12 protein-coding genes are annotated in these 18,609 nt (G+C 30.0%); all 12 read left to right on the top strand.

Annotated elements, in window-relative coordinates; genetic code table 11:
- The first annotated feature begins 74 nt into the window (after positions 1-74).
- The 12 genes from DIC82_02920 (at position 75) to pfkA (ending at position 18,534) form a co-directional block, all read left to right on the top strand.
- Positions 75-2,900: an excinuclease ABC subunit UvrA gene (locus tag DIC82_02920; GenBank protein ID AWK50104.1), complete on the top strand. Its 2,826-nt coding sequence runs from the start codon at positions 75-77 to the stop codon at positions 2,898-2,900.
- A gap of 335 nt (positions 2,901-3,235) precedes the next feature.
- Positions 3,236-3,679: a hypothetical protein gene (locus tag DIC82_02915; protein AWK50103.1), complete on the top strand. Its 444-nt coding sequence runs from the start codon at positions 3,236-3,238 to the stop codon at positions 3,677-3,679.
- A gap of 259 nt (positions 3,680-3,938) precedes the next feature.
- Positions 3,939-5,159, top strand: a complete 1,221-nt coding sequence (locus tag DIC82_02910) for a cell division protein FtsW (GenBank protein AWK50102.1) — start codon at positions 3,939-3,941, stop codon at positions 5,157-5,159.
- A gap of 3 nt (positions 5,160-5,162) precedes the next feature.
- A complete protein-coding gene (locus DIC82_02905) occupies positions 5,163-6,635 on the top strand; it encodes a penicillin-binding protein (protein AWK50101.1) in 1,473 nt (490 codons plus the stop codon).
- A gap of 35 nt (positions 6,636-6,670) precedes the next feature.
- Positions 6,671-8,536, top strand: coding sequence for an excinuclease ABC subunit C (locus DIC82_02900; GenBank protein AWK50100.1), 1,866 nt, complete (start codon positions 6,671-6,673; stop codon positions 8,534-8,536).
- Positions 8,537-8,793: 257 nt separating this feature from the next.
- A complete protein-coding gene (gene murB / locus DIC82_02895; protein AWK50099.1) occupies positions 8,794-9,708 on the top strand; it encodes a UDP-N-acetylmuramate dehydrogenase in 915 nt (304 codons plus the stop codon).
- A 207-nt stretch (positions 9,709-9,915) separates the two neighbouring features.
- A complete protein-coding gene (locus tag DIC82_02890) occupies positions 9,916-10,800 on the top strand; it encodes an RNase adapter RapZ (protein ID AWK50098.1) in 885 nt (294 codons plus the stop codon).
- Positions 10,797-12,149: a hypothetical protein gene (locus DIC82_02885; GenBank protein ID AWK50097.1), complete on the top strand. Its 1,353-nt coding sequence runs from the start codon at positions 10,797-10,799 to the stop codon at positions 12,147-12,149. Before DIC82_02890 ends, DIC82_02885 begins: the two co-directional genes overlap by 4 nt.
- A 39-nt stretch (positions 12,150-12,188) precedes the next feature.
- Positions 12,189-13,139 carry a DNA-binding protein WhiA gene (gene whiA, locus DIC82_02880; GenBank protein AWK50096.1) on the top strand — a complete coding sequence of 317 codons (951 nt, stop codon included), beginning with the start codon at positions 12,189-12,191 and terminating at the stop codon, positions 13,137-13,139.
- 39 nt (positions 13,140-13,178) lie between these two features.
- Positions 13,179-13,463 (top strand): stress responsive protein, encoded by a 285-nt coding sequence (locus DIC82_02875; GenBank protein ID AWK50095.1) that lies wholly within the window; start codon positions 13,179-13,181, stop codon positions 13,461-13,463.
- Positions 13,464-13,556: 93 nt separating this feature from the next.
- Complete coding sequence (locus tag DIC82_02870; protein ID AWK50094.1) at positions 13,557-17,129, top strand: DNA polymerase III subunit alpha; 3,573 nt, start codon at positions 13,557-13,559, stop codon at positions 17,127-17,129.
- Positions 17,130-17,577: 448 nt separating this feature from the next.
- The gene (gene pfkA, locus DIC82_02865) at positions 17,578-18,534 is read left to right on the top strand and encodes a 6-phosphofructokinase (protein ID AWK50093.1); all 957 of its coding nucleotides are present in this window, start codon (positions 17,578-17,580) and stop codon (positions 18,532-18,534) included.
- Positions 18,535-18,609: the final 75 nt, after the last annotated feature.

Raw genomic sequence — 18,609 nt, 5'->3', positions numbered from 1 at the left:
GTGGAGTTTGGAAAATTATATAAGTAATTTTTGATAAATATATTTAAAATTTAAGAAATTAAGGGGGTTGTGTTATGAAGGATAAAATAATAATTAAAGGTGCTAAAGTTAATAATTTAAAGAATGTTAGCTTAGAAATACCAAGAGATAAATTAGTTGTGTTTACAGGGTTATCAGGATCAGGTAAATCATCTTTAGCTTTTGATACGTTGTATGCAGAAGGACAAAGACGATATATGGAATCTTTATCTTCTTATGCAAGGCAATTTTTAGGACAAATGGATAAGCCAAATGTTGAGTACATAGAAGGGTTATCTCCAGCAATATCAATAGATCAGAAAAGTACAAACAAAAATCCAAGATCTACAGTTGGAACAATAACAGAGATTTATGATTATTTAAGATTATTATATGCAAGAGTGGGGACTCCGCATTGCCCAAAATGCGGAAAGGAAATTACCCAACAATCTGTTGACCAAATTGTTGATAAGATTATGAACTATGGGGATAAAACAAAGCTTCAAATATTATCACCTATAGTAAAAGGCAGAAAAGGAACTCATGAAAAGTTATTAGAAAATATAAGGAAAAATGGATTTACAAGAGCTAGAATTGATGGGCAAATTTATGATTTAACTGAAGAAGAAGTAAAATTAGATAAAAATAAAAAACATAATATTGAAGCTGTTATAGACAGAATTGTTATAAAAGAAGGAATTGAAGGAAGACTTACAGAGTCTATAGAAGCATCACTAAAAATTGGAGAAGGCTTAGTAATAGCCAGTGTTATTGGCGGACATGATACTTTATTTAGTGAAAATTTTGCTTGTGCAGAATGCGGAATAAGCATCGGCGAATTAGCACCTAGATTATTTTCATTTAATGCTCCATTTGGAAAATGTGATAATTGCGATGGTCTTGGAACTTTAATTGAGATAGATGAGAAACTGGTAATTCCGAGTACAGAAATAAGCATTATGGATGGGGCTGTAGCTAGTTGGGGAAATGGAAGACTTAAAGAAGATTCATGGACCTATGCCATACTTCAATCATTAGTTAAAGAATATGGATTAGACTTAAATACGCCAATAAAAGATTTAGATAAGAAACATGTTGAATTACTTTTATATGGGACAAAAGGAAAGAAACTTAAGGTTGAATATACAAAGGATGGTATCAAGGCAGTATATAATTACGCATTTGATGGAGAAATAAATTCTTTGAATAGAAGATATAGAGAAACTAATTCAGATATGATAAAGAATCAAATAGAACAATATATGAGCGATGACTTTTGCCCTAAGTGTAAAGGTGCAAGATTAAGCGATGAAGCATTAGCAGTTACTGTTGGTGAAAAAAATATATTTGAATTTGCAAGCATGCCAATAAGAGAAGAATTAGATTTTATAAATGGAATAGAATTTTCAGAAAAGAATAGAATTATTAGTGAACAAATTATTAAAGAGATCAGAAATAGATTACAATTTTTATTGGATGTAGGACTAGATTATTTAAGTTTAAGCAGAAATTCAGGAACTTTATCAGGAGGAGAATCTCAAAGAATAAGACTAGCAACTCAAATAGGTTCATCACTTATGGGTGTTTTGTATATTTTAGATGAACCTAGTATTGGTTTGCATCAAAGAGATAATGATAGACTAATACAAACTTTAAAAAACTTAAGAGATGTAGGGAATACGGTAATAGTTGTAGAACACGATGATGATACCATAAAAGAAGCCGACTATATTGTTGATATTGGCCCTGGTGCAGGAGAGCATGGAGGAGAAGTAGTAGTTGCTGGAACTCTCGAAGAAGTTAAAGCATGTGAAAAATCGATAACAGGTCAATACTTAACAGGAAAGAAATTAATTAAAATACCTGAGATAAGAAAAAAAGGTAATGGGCAAAGTATAAAGGTTATAGGGGCGAAAGAGAATAACTTAAAAAACATAAATATAACAATTCCACTTGGAACATTAACTGCAGTTACAGGAGTTTCAGGTTCTGGAAAAAGTACTTTAGTAAATGAAATACTTTATAAAGGATTAAATAAGATAGTAAATAGAAGTAAAAATCCCGTAGGAAAACATAAAGAAATAATTGGACATGAGAATATAGATAAAATAATAGATATAAATCAAAGCCCGATAGGAAGAACACCACGTTCTAATCCAGCTACTTATACAGGTACATTTGATATAATTAGAGAACTTTTCTCGCAAACGCAGGAAGCTAAAATGAGGGGATATAAACCCGGAAGATTTAGTTTTAATGTTAAAGGTGGAAGATGTGAGGCTTGTTCTGGTGACGGAATTATAAAAATAGAAATGCAATTTTTATCTGATGTATATGTACCTTGTGAAGTTTGCAAGGGGAAGAGATACAATAGAGAAACTCTAGAGGTCAAATACAAAGGCAAAAATATAGATGATATATTAAATATGACAGTTGAAGAATCAGTGAAATTCTTTGAGAATATACCTAGGATCGAAAATAAATTAAGAACATTAAATGATGTAGGTCTTGGATATATTAGATTAGGTCAACCATCAACTCAATTATCAGGTGGAGAAGCTCAAAGAATAAAATTAGCATCTGAATTATCTAAAAGAAGTACAGGAAAGACATTGTACATATTAGATGAGCCTACAACAGGATTACATGTAGATGATGTTAGCAGATTAATAGAAATACTTCAAAGGCTAGTTGAAGCAGGAAATACTGTTGTTGTAATTGAACATAATCTAGACGTCATAAAATGTGCAGACTATTTAATTGATTTAGGACCAGAAGGTGGAGATAAGGGAGGAACTCTTATTAAAGCAGGAACTCCAGAAGAACTATGTAAGGTTGAAGCGTCGTATACAGGAGAGTATTTAAAAAAAATATTGTTCTAATGATTAGTATTTAGAGATAATGTGCAATGCACAATGAAGGAACAAATCCATAAATAGATTTGAAAATATTAAGGAAAATAAGAAATGTAGGTATCAAACATTTCTATATGTAATAATTCAATTTCCAAAGGAAATTATTACATAATTATGCATTGAGAATTGTGAATTGAACATGCATTGACCGTACATTGTTAACTCTTAACTGAATTTTACGTGTCAGACTTAATTTTTTGTTGTATAATCATTAATAAGGTAAATGCAAAATACATATCATATAGTTTGAATAGTAATTTTTCAGATGCCTATGATACAGGAATAGATATTGAGGTGAAAATATGAGTTTTTCAAGAATGATTGCTGGAATTTTTGGAGTAGTTTTTATTATTATGTTATATGTAATAATATACTATGCACTGAAGATAATGTATAAGGATGTTAAAAATGGTGGTAAGAAGAGAAAACTACCTATAGCAAAAGGAAATTATGGATTAGAAATAATAAATTCGGGAAATAACAAAGATTTAAAGGATGGATCCATTATCCCCATAAGATCAGATTTGACAATAGGTAGAAACGATGGCAATTCAATTGCTTTATATGATCAACATGTCTCTGGAAATCACGCTAAAATTATAGTGAGGAATGATTCATTAATTATAGAAGATTTGAATAGCACAAATGGTACTTATTTAAATGGAAACAAAATAAGTGGAAAAATGAAATTAACTAATAAAGATGAAATAAAGATTGGAACAGCAGTTTTTAAAATTTTAAGGTAAAGCATATCTAGCATAACTTAAAGAATTCAGACAAATTAGGCTCAGTGGAGGAGTATACATCTTTCACTGAGCCTTACAAAAAATTAAGGCATATGAAAGAAAATAGGCTAGGTACGGATTTGTTATTTGTTTATTTAATGGATAGGAAATTATACGATCATTGTTTACTGGGAATTAAAAAATGTATACAGCAACTTTTGTTCTATGCTAAATTAAAAGTGTACATATAAAATAAATAAACGTAACGAGGTGATATAGATTGAAGATTAAAAAGGATGAGGTAAAACTATTAATTTTGACTTATCTTTTATGTATGGCTCTTTTTACCAATATAGCTATATTAAAGGATCCTATTGATATGGGTGCAATATACATGGGATTGGTAGTATGTGTATTATTAACAGTCACTCAAATTTTAGTTAGAAAATTTTATCCACAAGGAGATAAGTTTTTAATTATATTTGCATGCATATTGTCAGTTATAGGCATGGCTGTGTTATATAGATTAGATACTAGCGTTGCAATTAAACAATTAATTTGGTTTACAGCAGGCATTGTTATATTTATTACGTTAGTTGTAGCAATTCGAGATTTAAGAGATTTTGCAAAATATAAAAAAATATATTTAATTATAACACTAATTTTTATGCCAATGGCATTAGTTTTTGGAAAAGAAGTCTATGGAGCAACTAACTGGGTTATGATTGGAAGCATGGGATTCCAGCCATCTGAATTTGGTAAAATCAGTTTTGTGATTTATCTTGCAGCCGCATTTAAAGATTACGAAGATAAAAATAATATTAAAGAGGACTTTAGACAACTTTGGCAACCTGCATTAGTAGTCATGTATTCATTGGGATGCTTGTTTATGCAAAAAGATTTAGGTTCAGCTTTAATATTTTTTGGTATTGCAATAACAATGCTTTATGTTGCTACTGGAAAGAAAAAATATGTAGTAATTACTTTTGTATTATTTATAGCTGGTTCATTTCTTGCATATAAATTATTCCCACATGTAAGACAAAGAATATTAATTTGGAGAAACCCATGGGAATATTCAAATACAGAAGGATATCAAATAGTTCAAGGTTTATATTCAATTTCTTCTGGTGGTATGCTGGGGTCAGGCTTAGGTGAGGGCTATCCAGGATTTGTACCAGTTAATACTTCAGATTTTATTTTTGCAGTAATTTGTGAAGAACTAGGAATGGTATTTGCTATTGGAATTATGATGATTTATTTCTTGTTTTTCTATAGAGGAATGAGAGCAGCTTTTAGGGTTCAAGATAGATTTTCACAACTTGGTACTATAGGGATAAGCGCTATGATAGCTTGCCAAGTATTAGTTATAATTGGAGGAGTGTTTGCATTAATACCACTTACGGGAATTACATTACCTCTTATTAGCTATGGTGGATCTTCCATATTAAGTATGTTCTTTGCACTGGCAATACTTCAAAAGATATCAGAGGAGGGCTAAAATTTGAAAAATATTTCTAATAGTATAAAACAAGTAATGGTAGTTTTTCTCTTTTGCTTTGTAGCTCTTATATCATATATTGCATATTTTCAAGTTTTTTCAGCACCTAACATAGCAGAGGGACAAGGAAATCAAAGACTTTGGGCAAAAAGAAATGAAGTTTTAAGAGGAACTATATATGATAGAAATAAAAATGCATTAACAACAAGTGCAAGAGTAGATGCGCTTACACAAAAAAGGACTTATGTTAATGGAGACTTATATGTTCATGCTTTGGGATATGTAGATCCAAGATATGGATTAACAGGATTAGAGGCAAATTATGATAGTGAATTAACAACTCATAATAAAATTACAGATAACATTTTAAATTTAACTAAAGATTTTAGTAAGGATAAATTAAAAGAAATGTTTCAAAATAGAAAAGAAGATGAAATTAAAGTTGGAAATGGGGTTATAACAACACTTGATTCTACGCTCCAAAAGGTAGCATATGATGCTCTTGGAAATAACAAGGGGGCCGTAGTTGCATTGAATCCTAAAACTGGAGAAGTACTTGCAATGGTTTCAAAACCAACATATAATCCTAATGATTTAGAGAGTTCAATGAAAGCAGCCAATGCAGGTACAGCAGACAATAGCCCACTTATAAATAGAGCAACCTCTGGATTATATCCACCAGGATCAACTTTTAAAACTGTTACCTTAACAAGTGCGTTGGATAACATAACTGGTGTTACAAATAGAACCTTTCAAGATGAAGGAAAAATAGTATTTAATTCTAAACAATCCTTAAGCAATGCGAATAATGCTGTTTATGGAACTTTAGATTTAAAAGATGCCTTTAAAGTGTCAAGTAATGTAGTATTCGGTACATTAGCCATGGAACTTGGAAATGATAAATTAAAAACTACAGCAGAGAAATATGGATTCAATAATACAATTGACTCAGAAGGATTTAATATTACAAAAAGCCAATTCCCCACATTAAAAACAGTAGAAGTTGGAAGTATAGCACAAACAGGAATTGGTCAAAGTAGTATTTTAGCTACACCAATGCAAATGGCGCTAATTTCAAGTACTATAGCTAATAATGGAAAGATGATGGAACCTACATTAGTTAGTAAAGTAATAGATAAGGATGGCAATATAGTAAAAACTATAGATTCAAAAGTATATAAACAAGTTCTTAGTACAACAAATGCAGCTATTATAAAAGATTATATGAAGAACTTAGTCGATTCTAAAGTAAATAGTAGTTGGACTTATTTCCAAGGAACTAATGCTGCAGGTAAAACTGGAACAGCAGATTATGTTCTTCCTAACGGGCAAAATGCGACTCCTCATTCATGGTTTATAGGGTTTGCACCAGCAGATAATCCGAAGATTGCAGTGGCAGTAATTGTTGAAAATGGAGGATATGGATCTGTAGCAGCAGCACAGGTGGCAGGAAGAGTAATTTCAAGTAACAAGTAATAATTAACTGTTAATTGATCAAATGGGGGTGGATTATGTTCGATTTTAAAGCTCAATTAAAGATTTTACCTGACAAACCAGGAGTATACTTAATGAAAAACACTCTTGGAGAAATTATTTATGTTGGAAAAGCAAAAGTATTGAAGAATAGAGTTAGGCAATACTTTCAAAATTCAAAGAATCATTCAGAAAAAGTAAAAGCTATGGTTAAGAATATTTCTGAATTTGAATATATAGTTACAGATTCTGAAATGGAAGCATTAATATTAGAATGTAATTTAATAAAAAAATATAGCCCCAAGTATAATATTTCATTAAAGGACGATAAATTTTACCCTTTCATAAAAATAACTACCAATGAGGATTTCCCAAAAGTCTTTATTACTAGGAATTATGCAAAAGATGGAAATAAGTATTTTGGACCGTATCCTAATGCTGGAGCTGTACATGAAACAATAAACTTAATAAGAAGAATATTTCCTCTTAGAACTTGTAAGAAATTTATTGTAGAAGGTGGAAAACAAACAAGACCATGTTTGAATTACCATATAAAAAAATGTAAAGCTCCATGTGAAGGGCATATTTCGAAGATTGATTATAGAAATATGATAGATGAGATTATGGATGTTTTAAGTGGTAGAGATAAGACCTTATTGAATAAATTAAAAAAAGAGATGCAAGAAAATTCTTCAAATTTAGAATTTGAGAAGGCTGCATCCCTAAGAGATAAAATTTTAGCTATAGAGAATATAGCTGAAAAACAAAAAGTATTTAAATCTCAAGAAGGTGATGAAGATTTCATTAATATGTATAAAGATGAGAAAGATTGCTGCATCCAAATCTTCTTTTTAAGAGATGGAAAAGTGACAGGAAGAGAACATTTTATTATTGAAAATAGTTCTTATGAAGAAGATAGTACTGTTATTTCTCAATTTATAATATCATTTTATGGAGGTACTCCAAAGGTACCTAAAAACATTTATATTCCAGAAAGTGATGAAATAGAATCTTTAGAAGAATTCTTAAGTGTAAAGAGGGGTTCGAAGGTTTTTGCTAAGATTCCAATAAAAGGTGAGAAAAAAGATATGCTAGAATTGGTAAAAAGTAATGCTAAGGTTACTTTAGATCAATTCAAGGATAAAATTTTAAAAGATAAAGAAATGAATATAATATGTTTAGAACAAATACAAGGCTTATTAGAGCTTGATAGTATGCCATTTAGAATAGAGGCTTATGATATATCTAATATACAAGGTGTAGATTCTGTAGGATCAATGATTGTATTTGAAGATGGAAAAGCTAGAAACAGTGATTATAGAAGATTCCGTATAAAAACTGTAAAAAATGCGAATGATTATGATAGCATGAGAGAAATTTTAGAAAGAAGATTTACTCATGGGTTAAAGGAAATTAAAGAAATCCAAGATAAAGAAATTAAATTTTCTAATGGAAAATTTTCTAACTTTCCAGATTTAATTATGATGGATGGCGGAAAAGGTCAAGTAAACATAGCTGTTGAAGTTTTAGATAAATTAGGCATAAATATACCGGTATGTGGATTAGTTAAAGATGATCATCATGGAACAAGAGGAATAATCTATAATAACAATGAGTTAATAATAAATAGAAATTCTAATTTAATGCAATTGATAAGAAGAATTCAAGATGAAGTTCATAGATTTGCAATTACGTATCATAGAAGTTTAAGAGATAAGAGAACATTACATTCAATATTAGATGATATACCCAATATTGGGCAAAAAAGAAGAATGGCACTCCTTATGAAATTTGGAAGCATTGATAATATAAAAAAAGCTACACTAGATGAACTTCTTGAAACTGAGTCAATCGATAACAAGGCAGCAAATAGCATTTTCACATATTTTAGGCATAATACATAAAGTAGACTAGCATAATGATTGTTAATTTTTTGAATATGATTAAAAACATGAACAAAATAAATAAATTATGCTATAATAATACGGAATAAAAATTTACTAAGTATAGGTTAATATGAATAAAATTTAATTTGTATTGTTTTGAGTTTATTAGCGCAGTTAACAATCGGATAAAGTTTTTCTTGTGTTAGTTTAATTTATGGATTATTCTATATGATGTAAAGAAATGATATTAATATCAGTGTTTGAGGAGTTTTAGCATGAATCAGTATGGAAAGTATAATAATTTGTTTAATAAGATATATGAAGAGTCACAGATTCAGTTAGATGCGAAAATGAGTGAACATATATACTTTAAAGTTGGGGGAGCGGTAGATATACTTTTAACTCCCAATAATATAGAACAACTAAAAGAAACTATCACTATCTGTAAACAAAATAAAATTCCATTTTATGTTATAGGAAATGGATCTAATATTTTAGTTAAAGATGGTGGTATTAGAGGCGTTGTTATAAAGTTATGCGAACTTAATAAAATAGAACGTGTTGGTAATAAAATTACAGCACAATGTGGAGCATTACTTAAAGATGTTTCAACAGAAGCTACAGCAGGATCCTTAGCAGGGTTTCAATTTGCATGTGGAATTCCAGGTAGTGTAGGTGGAGCTGTATTTATGAATGCAGGAGCTTATGATGGAGAAATATCATTCGTTATTGAGAAAGCAGAAGTGTTAGATGATAACCAAGAAGTTAAAGTTTTTTCTAAAGAGGAATTAAATTTAGGGTATAGACAATCTTTAGTTATGCAAAAGGGGTATATAGTATTAAGTGCAACTTTTGATTTAACACCTGGAGATAAAGAAAAAATTCAAGCTAGAGTTGATGCATTAACTACAAGAAGAGAAGATAGGCAACCATTAGAATATCCTTCAGCAGGTAGTACTTTTAAGAGACCAGAAGGTTATTTTGCAGGAAAGTTAATTGAAGATGCAGGTCTAAAGGGATTTACAATAGGTGGAGCATGTGTTTCAGAAAAACATGCTGGCTTTGTAATTAATAAGAGAAATGGAACAGCTAAAGATGTATTAGATGTAATATATCATGTTAAAGATGAAGTGAAAAGACAGTTTGGTGTAGAGTTACACCCAGAAGTTAGAATTTTAGGTGAAGATTAAGGCATACTTATTTGTTATCTTTTGAGTATGATTAGGATGATTGAAGAGATCAATGTTAGGTTAAATACTGAAACTCAAGAGTTTATGACTTTTGGGTTTTTTATGATTTAATTATAATAGTATGATATAATTTTAATCCTAAGGCACATTCAAGAAAATGGACTTATGTGCCTAAAAGTGATCTTTGGCAAAAGGGGAGTGTGTAATATGAGATTTGTTATAGTTACAGGATTATCAGGAGCAGGAAAAACACAAGCAACAAGAGCATTAGAAGATTTGGGGTATTTTTGTGTAGATAATCTTCCACCAAAGTTAATCTCAAAATTTGCAGAAATGTGTACGCAAAGTGGCGGCAATATTGAAAAAGTAGCATTGGTTATAGATATTAGAGGTGGAATTTTCTTTGATGATTTTTTAGAAACTTTGAATTATCTAAAACAAAATGAATTTAAATATGAAATTTTATTTTTAGAGGCAACTGATGAAGTTCTTATAAAAAGATTTAAAGAAACAAGAAGAAGTCATCCGTTATCACCAGATGGAAGGGTTTTAACTGGTATTACTCAAGAAAGAGAAAAACTAAGAGAAGTCAAAAATTTGGCAGACATTATGATTGATACATCTAAGTATGAAATAAGACACCTTAGAGAAAAGATAAATCAAACTTACGGGGATAATATTTATCCAGAAAAGCAATTATCAATTACAGTATTGAGTTTTGGATTTAAATATGGAATACCTGTAGATTCCGATTTGGTTTTTGATGTTAGATTTATACCAAATCCATTCTATATTCCAGAATTAAAGCAGTATTCAGGAAACGATGAACAAGTTAAAGAATATGTATTAAAGCAAACGGAAACTGTTAATTTTATAGAAAAATTAATGGATATGCTAAAATATTTAATTCCTAATTACATTAAAGAAGGAAAAAGACAGTTGATAATATCTATAGGATGTACAGGGGGAAGACATCGCTCCGTTGCAATTGCAAATGAAGTTTATGAAAGATTAAATAAAGAAAACTATAACTCAAGAATAGAACATAGAGATGTAGCAGAAGATCTTCATAAAGGGGAAAAGAAGCTATGAGGATACGCGACTGGCTTAAAATAGGGATTAAGGTAAAACGATGGCTAGCATTTGGAGTATTCGGAATATTATTAATAGCATTTGGTTTTACAGAATTAGTGACTCATAGAGTTTATGATTTATATTATCAAGTTTTTTATGTGTTTCTAAATATTACAGGAGTATTTGTGTTATATATTTCAGTTACAGAAATGATGAGATCTATAATTGCACTAGTTAATAGAGGCTATCTAAAAGTGTCCTTGGATAGTAGAAAAATTGAAAGTTTAATATATGAGAAAAGATTATTAGTTAAAGGTCCTAAAATAGTTGTAATTGGTGGGGGAACTGGTCTTTCAACAATGCTTAGAGGATTAAAATACTATACATCTAATATTACTGCAATAGTAACAGTTGGGGATGATGGTGGTGGTTCTGGAGATTTGAGAGAAGACTTAGGAATATTGCCACCAGGAGATATAAGAAATTGTATTTTAGCACTTGCAGATACTGAACCTATACTAGAGGATTTACTTCAATATAGATTTAAAGACGGTAGATTGAAAAATCAAAGTTTTGGGAATTTATTTTTAGCAGCGATGACTGGAATATCAGATAATTTTGAAGAAGCAGTTCAAAAAATGAGCTCAGTACTTGCAGTAACAGGAAAGGTTATACCAGTTACCTTAGATAATATGGAATTAGTAGCAAAGCTTCAAAACGGCAACATAGTGGAAGGCGAATCTCAAATTCCAGAAGAGGCTATTAAACAAAATTCTAGAATAGAAGAACTTAAAATAAGGCCGGAAAATGCAATGGCATTAAAAGAATCATTAGATGCATTAAAAGAAGCAGATGCAATAGTTATGGGACCTGGAAGTTTATATACTAGTATAATATCGAATTTACTTGTTAAAGATATTGCAAAGGAAATTAGAAAAAGTGATGCTATTAAAATTTATATTTCAAATATAATGACTCAACCTGGTGAAACTACAGGATTTAAAACATCAGACCACTTGAAGGTTTTGCTTAAATACGGTGGAAAAGATATTGTTGATTATGTAATTGCAAATACAGGTGAAATAACAGATGAGTTAAAAGAAAAATATGAACAAGATGGTGCAGAACTTGTTAAGTTAGATAGAGAAGATATAAATAGTTTAGGAGTAAAAATAGTCGGTGATAATTTAGTTAAAATTAAAAATGGATTTATAAAACACGATTCAGATAAATTAGCAGAAGTATTAGCAGATACAATAATGGAAAAGAAACTTTTATATGATAAGAAGAAAATTATAGAATATATGTATTTATCACAACGTATTAAGGAAAGAGTAAGAGAAGAAAAGGGAAAAGAAATAGATTAATTGTAAATTGAAATATGTATAGATAAGGAAGGAAACAAGATGTCATTTTCATCAAAAGTTAAAGGAGAAATATGCAGGCATATAGATATTTCTAAGGTAGAAGCCTTGGCAGAAATATCAGCTATAATGAAGGTTAGTGGCACATTAGCTTTTAGTGGAAGTGGACTTAGCTTTAAAATGACCACGGAAAATCCAGCTAGTGCTAGATTGATTTTTACACTTTTAAAAGAACATTTTAATATTCATTCAAGATTAATGGTAAAAAAAAGTAACTCATTAAAAAAGAATAATATTTATATGGTAGTTATTACAGAAGAAATGGGTGTTAGAGGATTACTAAGTGATACTGGTATACTTAAAGAAATCGATGGGATAATGAGTTTAGACTACAGGATTGAAACACACATTTTTAAAGAAGATGATACAAAAAAAGCATATATAAGAGGTGCTTTTATTGGTGGTGGAAGTATAAGTAACCCTGAAAAAACTTACCATTTAGAGTTTGTAACTCATAGTGAGGAATATGCTAAAGACTTATCGAATCTTATCAATACTTTTAGTTTAAATTCAAAAGTAATACAAAGAAAGAACAGCTTTATAGTATACATTAAAGAAGGAGAACAAATTGTAGATTTACTCAACGTAATTGGCGCTCATTCATCTTTATTAGAAATTGAAAATATAAGAATAATGAAGGAAATGAGAAATAATGTAAATAGACTTGTTAATTGTGAAACTGCAAATCTTTCAAAAACAGTAAATGCAGCTGTAAGACAAGTTGAAAGCATAAAACTAATACAAGCACAAATAGGCCTTCAAAGATTACCGGATAATCTAAGAGAAATTGCAGAATTAAGATTGAGTTATCCAGATGAGTCACTAAAGGAATTAGGAGAAATGCTAGAGCCTCCAGTGGGGAAATCAGGAATAAACCATAGATTAAGAAAAATAGAAAAAATAGCAGAGGAATTGAGAACAGGCGAGTATTAACTCAATTAACAGTTAACAATTAAACAAAGGGGGGATATCATGTTTACACATATTGTACTTTTTAAAGTAAAAGAACCAACAAATATGAATTTACAATTGTTAGAAAAAACATTTTTATCTATGGACGGAAATATTAAAGAATTAAAGCAATTAGAAGTAGGAATAGATGTAGTAAGAAGTGATAGAAGTTATGATATTGGAATTATAACAAGATTTGATTCCAAGGAGGACTACTTAGCTTATGATATGAATGAATTTCATGTGGAGAAAGTTAAGAAGGTTATAACACCTTATTTAGAAGGAAGTAAAACTATAGATTTTTAGATCAATGCTCAATGCTCGATGCTCAATTGTCAATTATTGATAATTGAGCATTGATAATTGACAATTGATATTTAAGGGAAGGAGAAGTTGCATTTGGAAGAAAAACAATTTTGTCATTTGCATTTGCATACGGAATATAGTTTATTAGATGGATCAGGTAAAATTAAAAATCTTATGAAAAAAGCTAAAGAACTAGGAATGAAGAGTATAGCGATAACAGATCATGGTGTTATGTATGGACTTGTAGACTTTTTTAAGGCTGCAAAAGAAAATGAAATAAAGCCAATATTAGGTTGTGAAGTATATGTGGTACCAAAATCTATGCATATTAAACAACCAGATAAAGAAAATTCGACTTATCATTTGGTTTTATTAGTTAAAAACCAAATTGGATATGAAAATTTGATGAAAATAGTATCAGCAGCATCTATTGAAGGCTTTTATTATAAGCCGAGAGTTGACCATGATTATTTAAGAAAGCATAGTGAAGGATTAATTGCTTTAAGTGCATGTTTAGGGGGCGAAGTACAAAATTATCACCTTAAAGGAAATTACGAAAAAGCTAAAGAAGCAGCTTTAATATATAAAGAGATATTTAATGGTGATTTCTATCTTGAAGTACAAAATCATGGAATGGAAGAACAAAAAAAAGTAAATGAAGAAAATATAAGATTAGCAGAGGAAACAGGGATACAATTAGTAGCAACTAATGACGTCCATTATATAAATAAAGAAGATTCTAAGTCTCATGATGTGTTAATGTGCATACAAACAGCTAAAACTATTGACGACCCTAATAGAAGACGATATCCTTCAGATCAATTTTATTTTAAAAGTGCTGAAGAAATGTGGGATATTTTTTCATATGTGCCAGAAGCACTAGAAAATACAATTAAAATCTCAGAACAATGCAATTATGAATATAAGTTTCATGAATCTAAATTGCCTAAATTTCCATTAGAAGAAGGGCAAGACCCATATGAATATCTTAGAGACACTTGTTATAAAGGGCTTATTGAGAGATATGGCATTTTTGAAGAATTAATTGGAAAGCCTTTAAATTATGAACAAGTAGATAAGATAAAGGATGGTAGTGCGAAAGCAAAGGAGTACATAGATAGATTAGAATATGAGCTTGATGTTATAAAACAAATGGGTTATGTTGATTACTTTTTAATTGTTTGGGATTTCATTAGATTTTCTTATGAAAGTGGAATTCCAACAGGACCTGGTAGAGGTTCTGCAGCAGGGTCAATAGTAGCATTTACTCTAGGAATTACTAAGATAGATCCTATAAAGTATAGTTTGATATTTGAACGTTTTTTAAACCCAGAGAGAGTATCTATGCCTGATATCGATAGCGACTTCTGTTATGAAAGAAGACAAGAAGTTATTGATTATGTTGTAGAGAAATATGGGGCAAGTAATGTTTCACAGATAATAACTTTTGGTACAATGGCTCCTAGAGTATGCATAAGAGATGTAGGAAGGGCCATGAACTATAGTTATTCAGAAGTAGATAGAATTGCTAAGATGATACCAACAATGCTAAATATAACTATAGAAAAATCATTAGAAATGAATCCAGAACTCAAATTAGCTTATGACAATGAGGAACGAGTAAAAACATTAATAGATGTTGCGAAGGACTTAGAAGGACTACCAAGGCATTCTTCAACCCATGCAGCAGGTGTTGTTATTGCATCAAGACCATTAGTTGAGTATGTGCCATTACAAAAGAATGATGAAATGATAGTAACTCAATTTGGGATGGGAACTTTAGAAGAGCTTGGATTGTTAAAGATGGACTTCTTAGGACTCAGAACTTTAACTGTTATGAACGATGCAATTAACATGGTTAAACAAAATAGAAATGTGGATATAGATCTTGATAAGATAGATTTTAGCGATAAAGAAGTTTATAAAATGATTGGTGAAGGTAATACAGCAGGAGTATTCCAATTGGAATCAGCTGGCATGACATCTTTCATGAAGGAATTAAAACCTGATTCTATAGAGGATATAATCGCAGGAATTTCATTATATAGACCAGGTCCAATGGCTGAAATACCAAGGTACATAGATGGAAAAAGAAATCCAGAGAAAGTTACTTATCTAACTAAAGAATTAGAGCCCATATTAAAAGTAACCTATGGATGCTTAGTATATCAAGAACAAGTTATGCAAGCTGTTAGAGATTTGGCAGGATACTCTATGGGACGAAGTGATATGGTTAGAAGAGCTATGTCTAAGAAAAAGCATAAAGTCATGGAAGAGGAAAGAAAAAATTTCATTCATGGTATTGTTGAAAATGATGAAGTAGTAGTTCCGGGATGTATAAGAAATGGAATTACAGAGGACGCAGCAAATAAGATTTTTGATTCTATGATGGACTTTGCTTCTTATGCTTTTAATAAATCACATGCAGCAGCTTACGCAGTTGTAGGCTATCAAACAGCATATATTATGAAATATTATCCTGTAGAAATGATTGCAGCTATGCTTAATTCAATTATGGGAATAAATGAAAAGGTTGCTTATTACATTGCAATAGCAGAGGAATTAGGGATACAAGTACTGCCACCTAACATAAATGAGAGTTTTTCAAGATTTACAGTTAAAGGTGATAAAATAATATTTGGTTTAGCAGCTATTAAAAATGTAGGAGCTAATGTTGTAGATAGTATTGTAAAGATGCGAGAAGAGAAAGGTAAATTTGAATCTTTAGTAGACTTTATAAATAAAATGGAACCATCAGCAATAAATAAACGTGCAGTTGAGTGCTTAATAAAGGCTGGAGCTTTAGATAATTTTAAAGTTTTTAGATCGAAAATGTTAGCAGTTCATGAAAAAATGATCGAAAATATATCAAGTGATAAGAGAAGAAATATTGATGGACAAATAAGTTTATTCGCAACTGAAGAATTAAAAAATCCAGAAGTCAAGTATCCTAATATAAAAGAATTTAACAAAAGAAATTTGTTGGCTATGGAAAAAGAAATGACTGGACTTTATATTACAGGACATCCGTTAGATGATTATGCTCAAACTTTAAAAATGCAAACTTCAAATGAAATATCTAAAATATTTTTAGTTCAAGAGACCCTTGATGATACATTGGAAAATGATATAGCTGAAGTTGCAATATTTAATAGTCAAGACACTCTCCAAGATAATGATAGAGTAATTCTTGGAGGAATACTTGCAGTAGTCAATCAAAAGGTAACTAGAAATAATACGATAATGGCATTTTTAAAACTTGAAGATTTAACAGGGACAATTGAAGTAATAGTCTTTCCTAAAACATTAGATAAAGTTAAAGAATTATGTGTAACTGATAGTTTAGTTATAATAAAGGGTAGATTAAGTTTAAAAGAAGATGAACCACCTAAACTTATCTGTGAAAGTATAGAACCTTTAGAAAAAATAGATAATTCGAAAATTTATTTGAGAGCAGAGGATACAATAGCAGCAAAAGAACTTAGTAAAAAACTTAAAGAACTGTTAATAAAAGAACACCTTGGAGATACACCTATTTATATATTTGCAAGTAAAGAAAAACAAAAATTTAGAGTGCCAAGAGATAGATGGGTATCACTAGAAAGTAATGTGGTGAATTTGTTAAAGGAAAATTTGGGTGAAGAGAATGTAAAAATACAAGAATGACAATTAATAGCAATTGAGGACTTTAAAATTATCAAATATGTAAATGAAAAATATTACAAAAATTAATCTTGCAAAAATTATATTAAATTATATTAATTTATCGATTATTGGGTATAATAAAGAAGGTAAATTAAAGTTTAATATATATTTATAAATAAACATAATACATTAAATGCAGCCAATATCTTAATTAAGAATGTATATGAACTTATAATTAGAAATGTATGTAAAATAGCAAAATAAGTAGTATAATTAAGAATATATATATAATATAAAATTTTTCATAAAATTAAGAGATTTATTTTAGAATAATATCAGAATTTGGATAAATATGATTGATAATTTATAGAAATTTATGTACAATAATTGTTGGTTAATAAATTATGGTTATATTATGTTCACGGGGGACGATAAGTGTCCTGTGATATTTAAGGAGGAAATATATATTATGAAAAAGATAGCTGTGTTAACAAGTGGTGGAGATGCACCAGGAATGAACGCTGCAATTAGAGCAGTAGTAAGAACTGCAATTCATAACGGAATTGAAGTTATGGGAGTTCAAAGAGGATATGCTGGACTTATCAATGGAGAATTATTCAGCATGGATAGAAATTCAGTGTCAGATATAATTCAAAGAGGTGGAACAATCTTAAGAACTGCTAGATGCGTTGAATTCAAAAATGAAGAAGTAAGAAAAAAAGCTGCTAAAATATTACAAGCCTATGGCGTAGAAGCTTTAATAGTTATAGGTGGAGATGGCTCATTTATGGGAGCAAAATTATTATCACAACTTGGAATCAAAACAATTGGTTTACCAGGAACAATTGATAATGACTTAGCTTATACTGATTTTACTTTAGGATTTGATACAGCATTAAATACTGTTGTAGATGCTATAAATAAAATTAGAGATACTTCAACTTCTCATGAAAGAGTTTCAATTGTAGAAGTTATGGGAAGAGATTGTGGAGATTTAACTTTATATGCAGGTATCTGTGGTGGAGCAGAAGCAGTTATAATTCCAGAAATCGACTTTAATAAAGATGAACTTTGCAGAACTATTTTAGAAGGCAAAAACAAAGGGAAAATGCACAACTTAATAATCCTTGCAGAAGGAATTGGTGGAGCATTTGAACTTGCAAAATATGTTGAAGAAGTAACAGGAATTGAATCAAGAGCAACAATCTTAGGTCATATTCAAAGAGGCGGAAGCCCTTCAGCAACAGATAGAGTTTTAGCTTCAAGAATGGGAGCAAAGGCTATTGAAGTATTAATAGAAGGAAAAACTTCAAGAGTAATAGGAATTAAAGATAACAAGATCATTGATCAAGATATCGATGAAGCTTTAGATATAGAAAGTAAATTTGATCAAGAATTATATGATATTGCGAAAGTATTATCATAATAATAATATAGTTTATTTATATAAAGTTTATAAATAGAGACACATTTAATTATGTGACTAATCAAAGAAAGAGGA

The sequence above is a fragment of the Clostridium beijerinckii genome (genome assembly GCA_003129525.1).
GTDB lineage: Bacteria > Bacillota > Clostridia > Clostridiales > Clostridiaceae > Clostridium > Clostridium beijerinckii_D.
The sequence above is the reverse complement of the archived record's forward strand: the minus strand, read 5'-3'. Positions and strand labels throughout refer to the sequence as shown.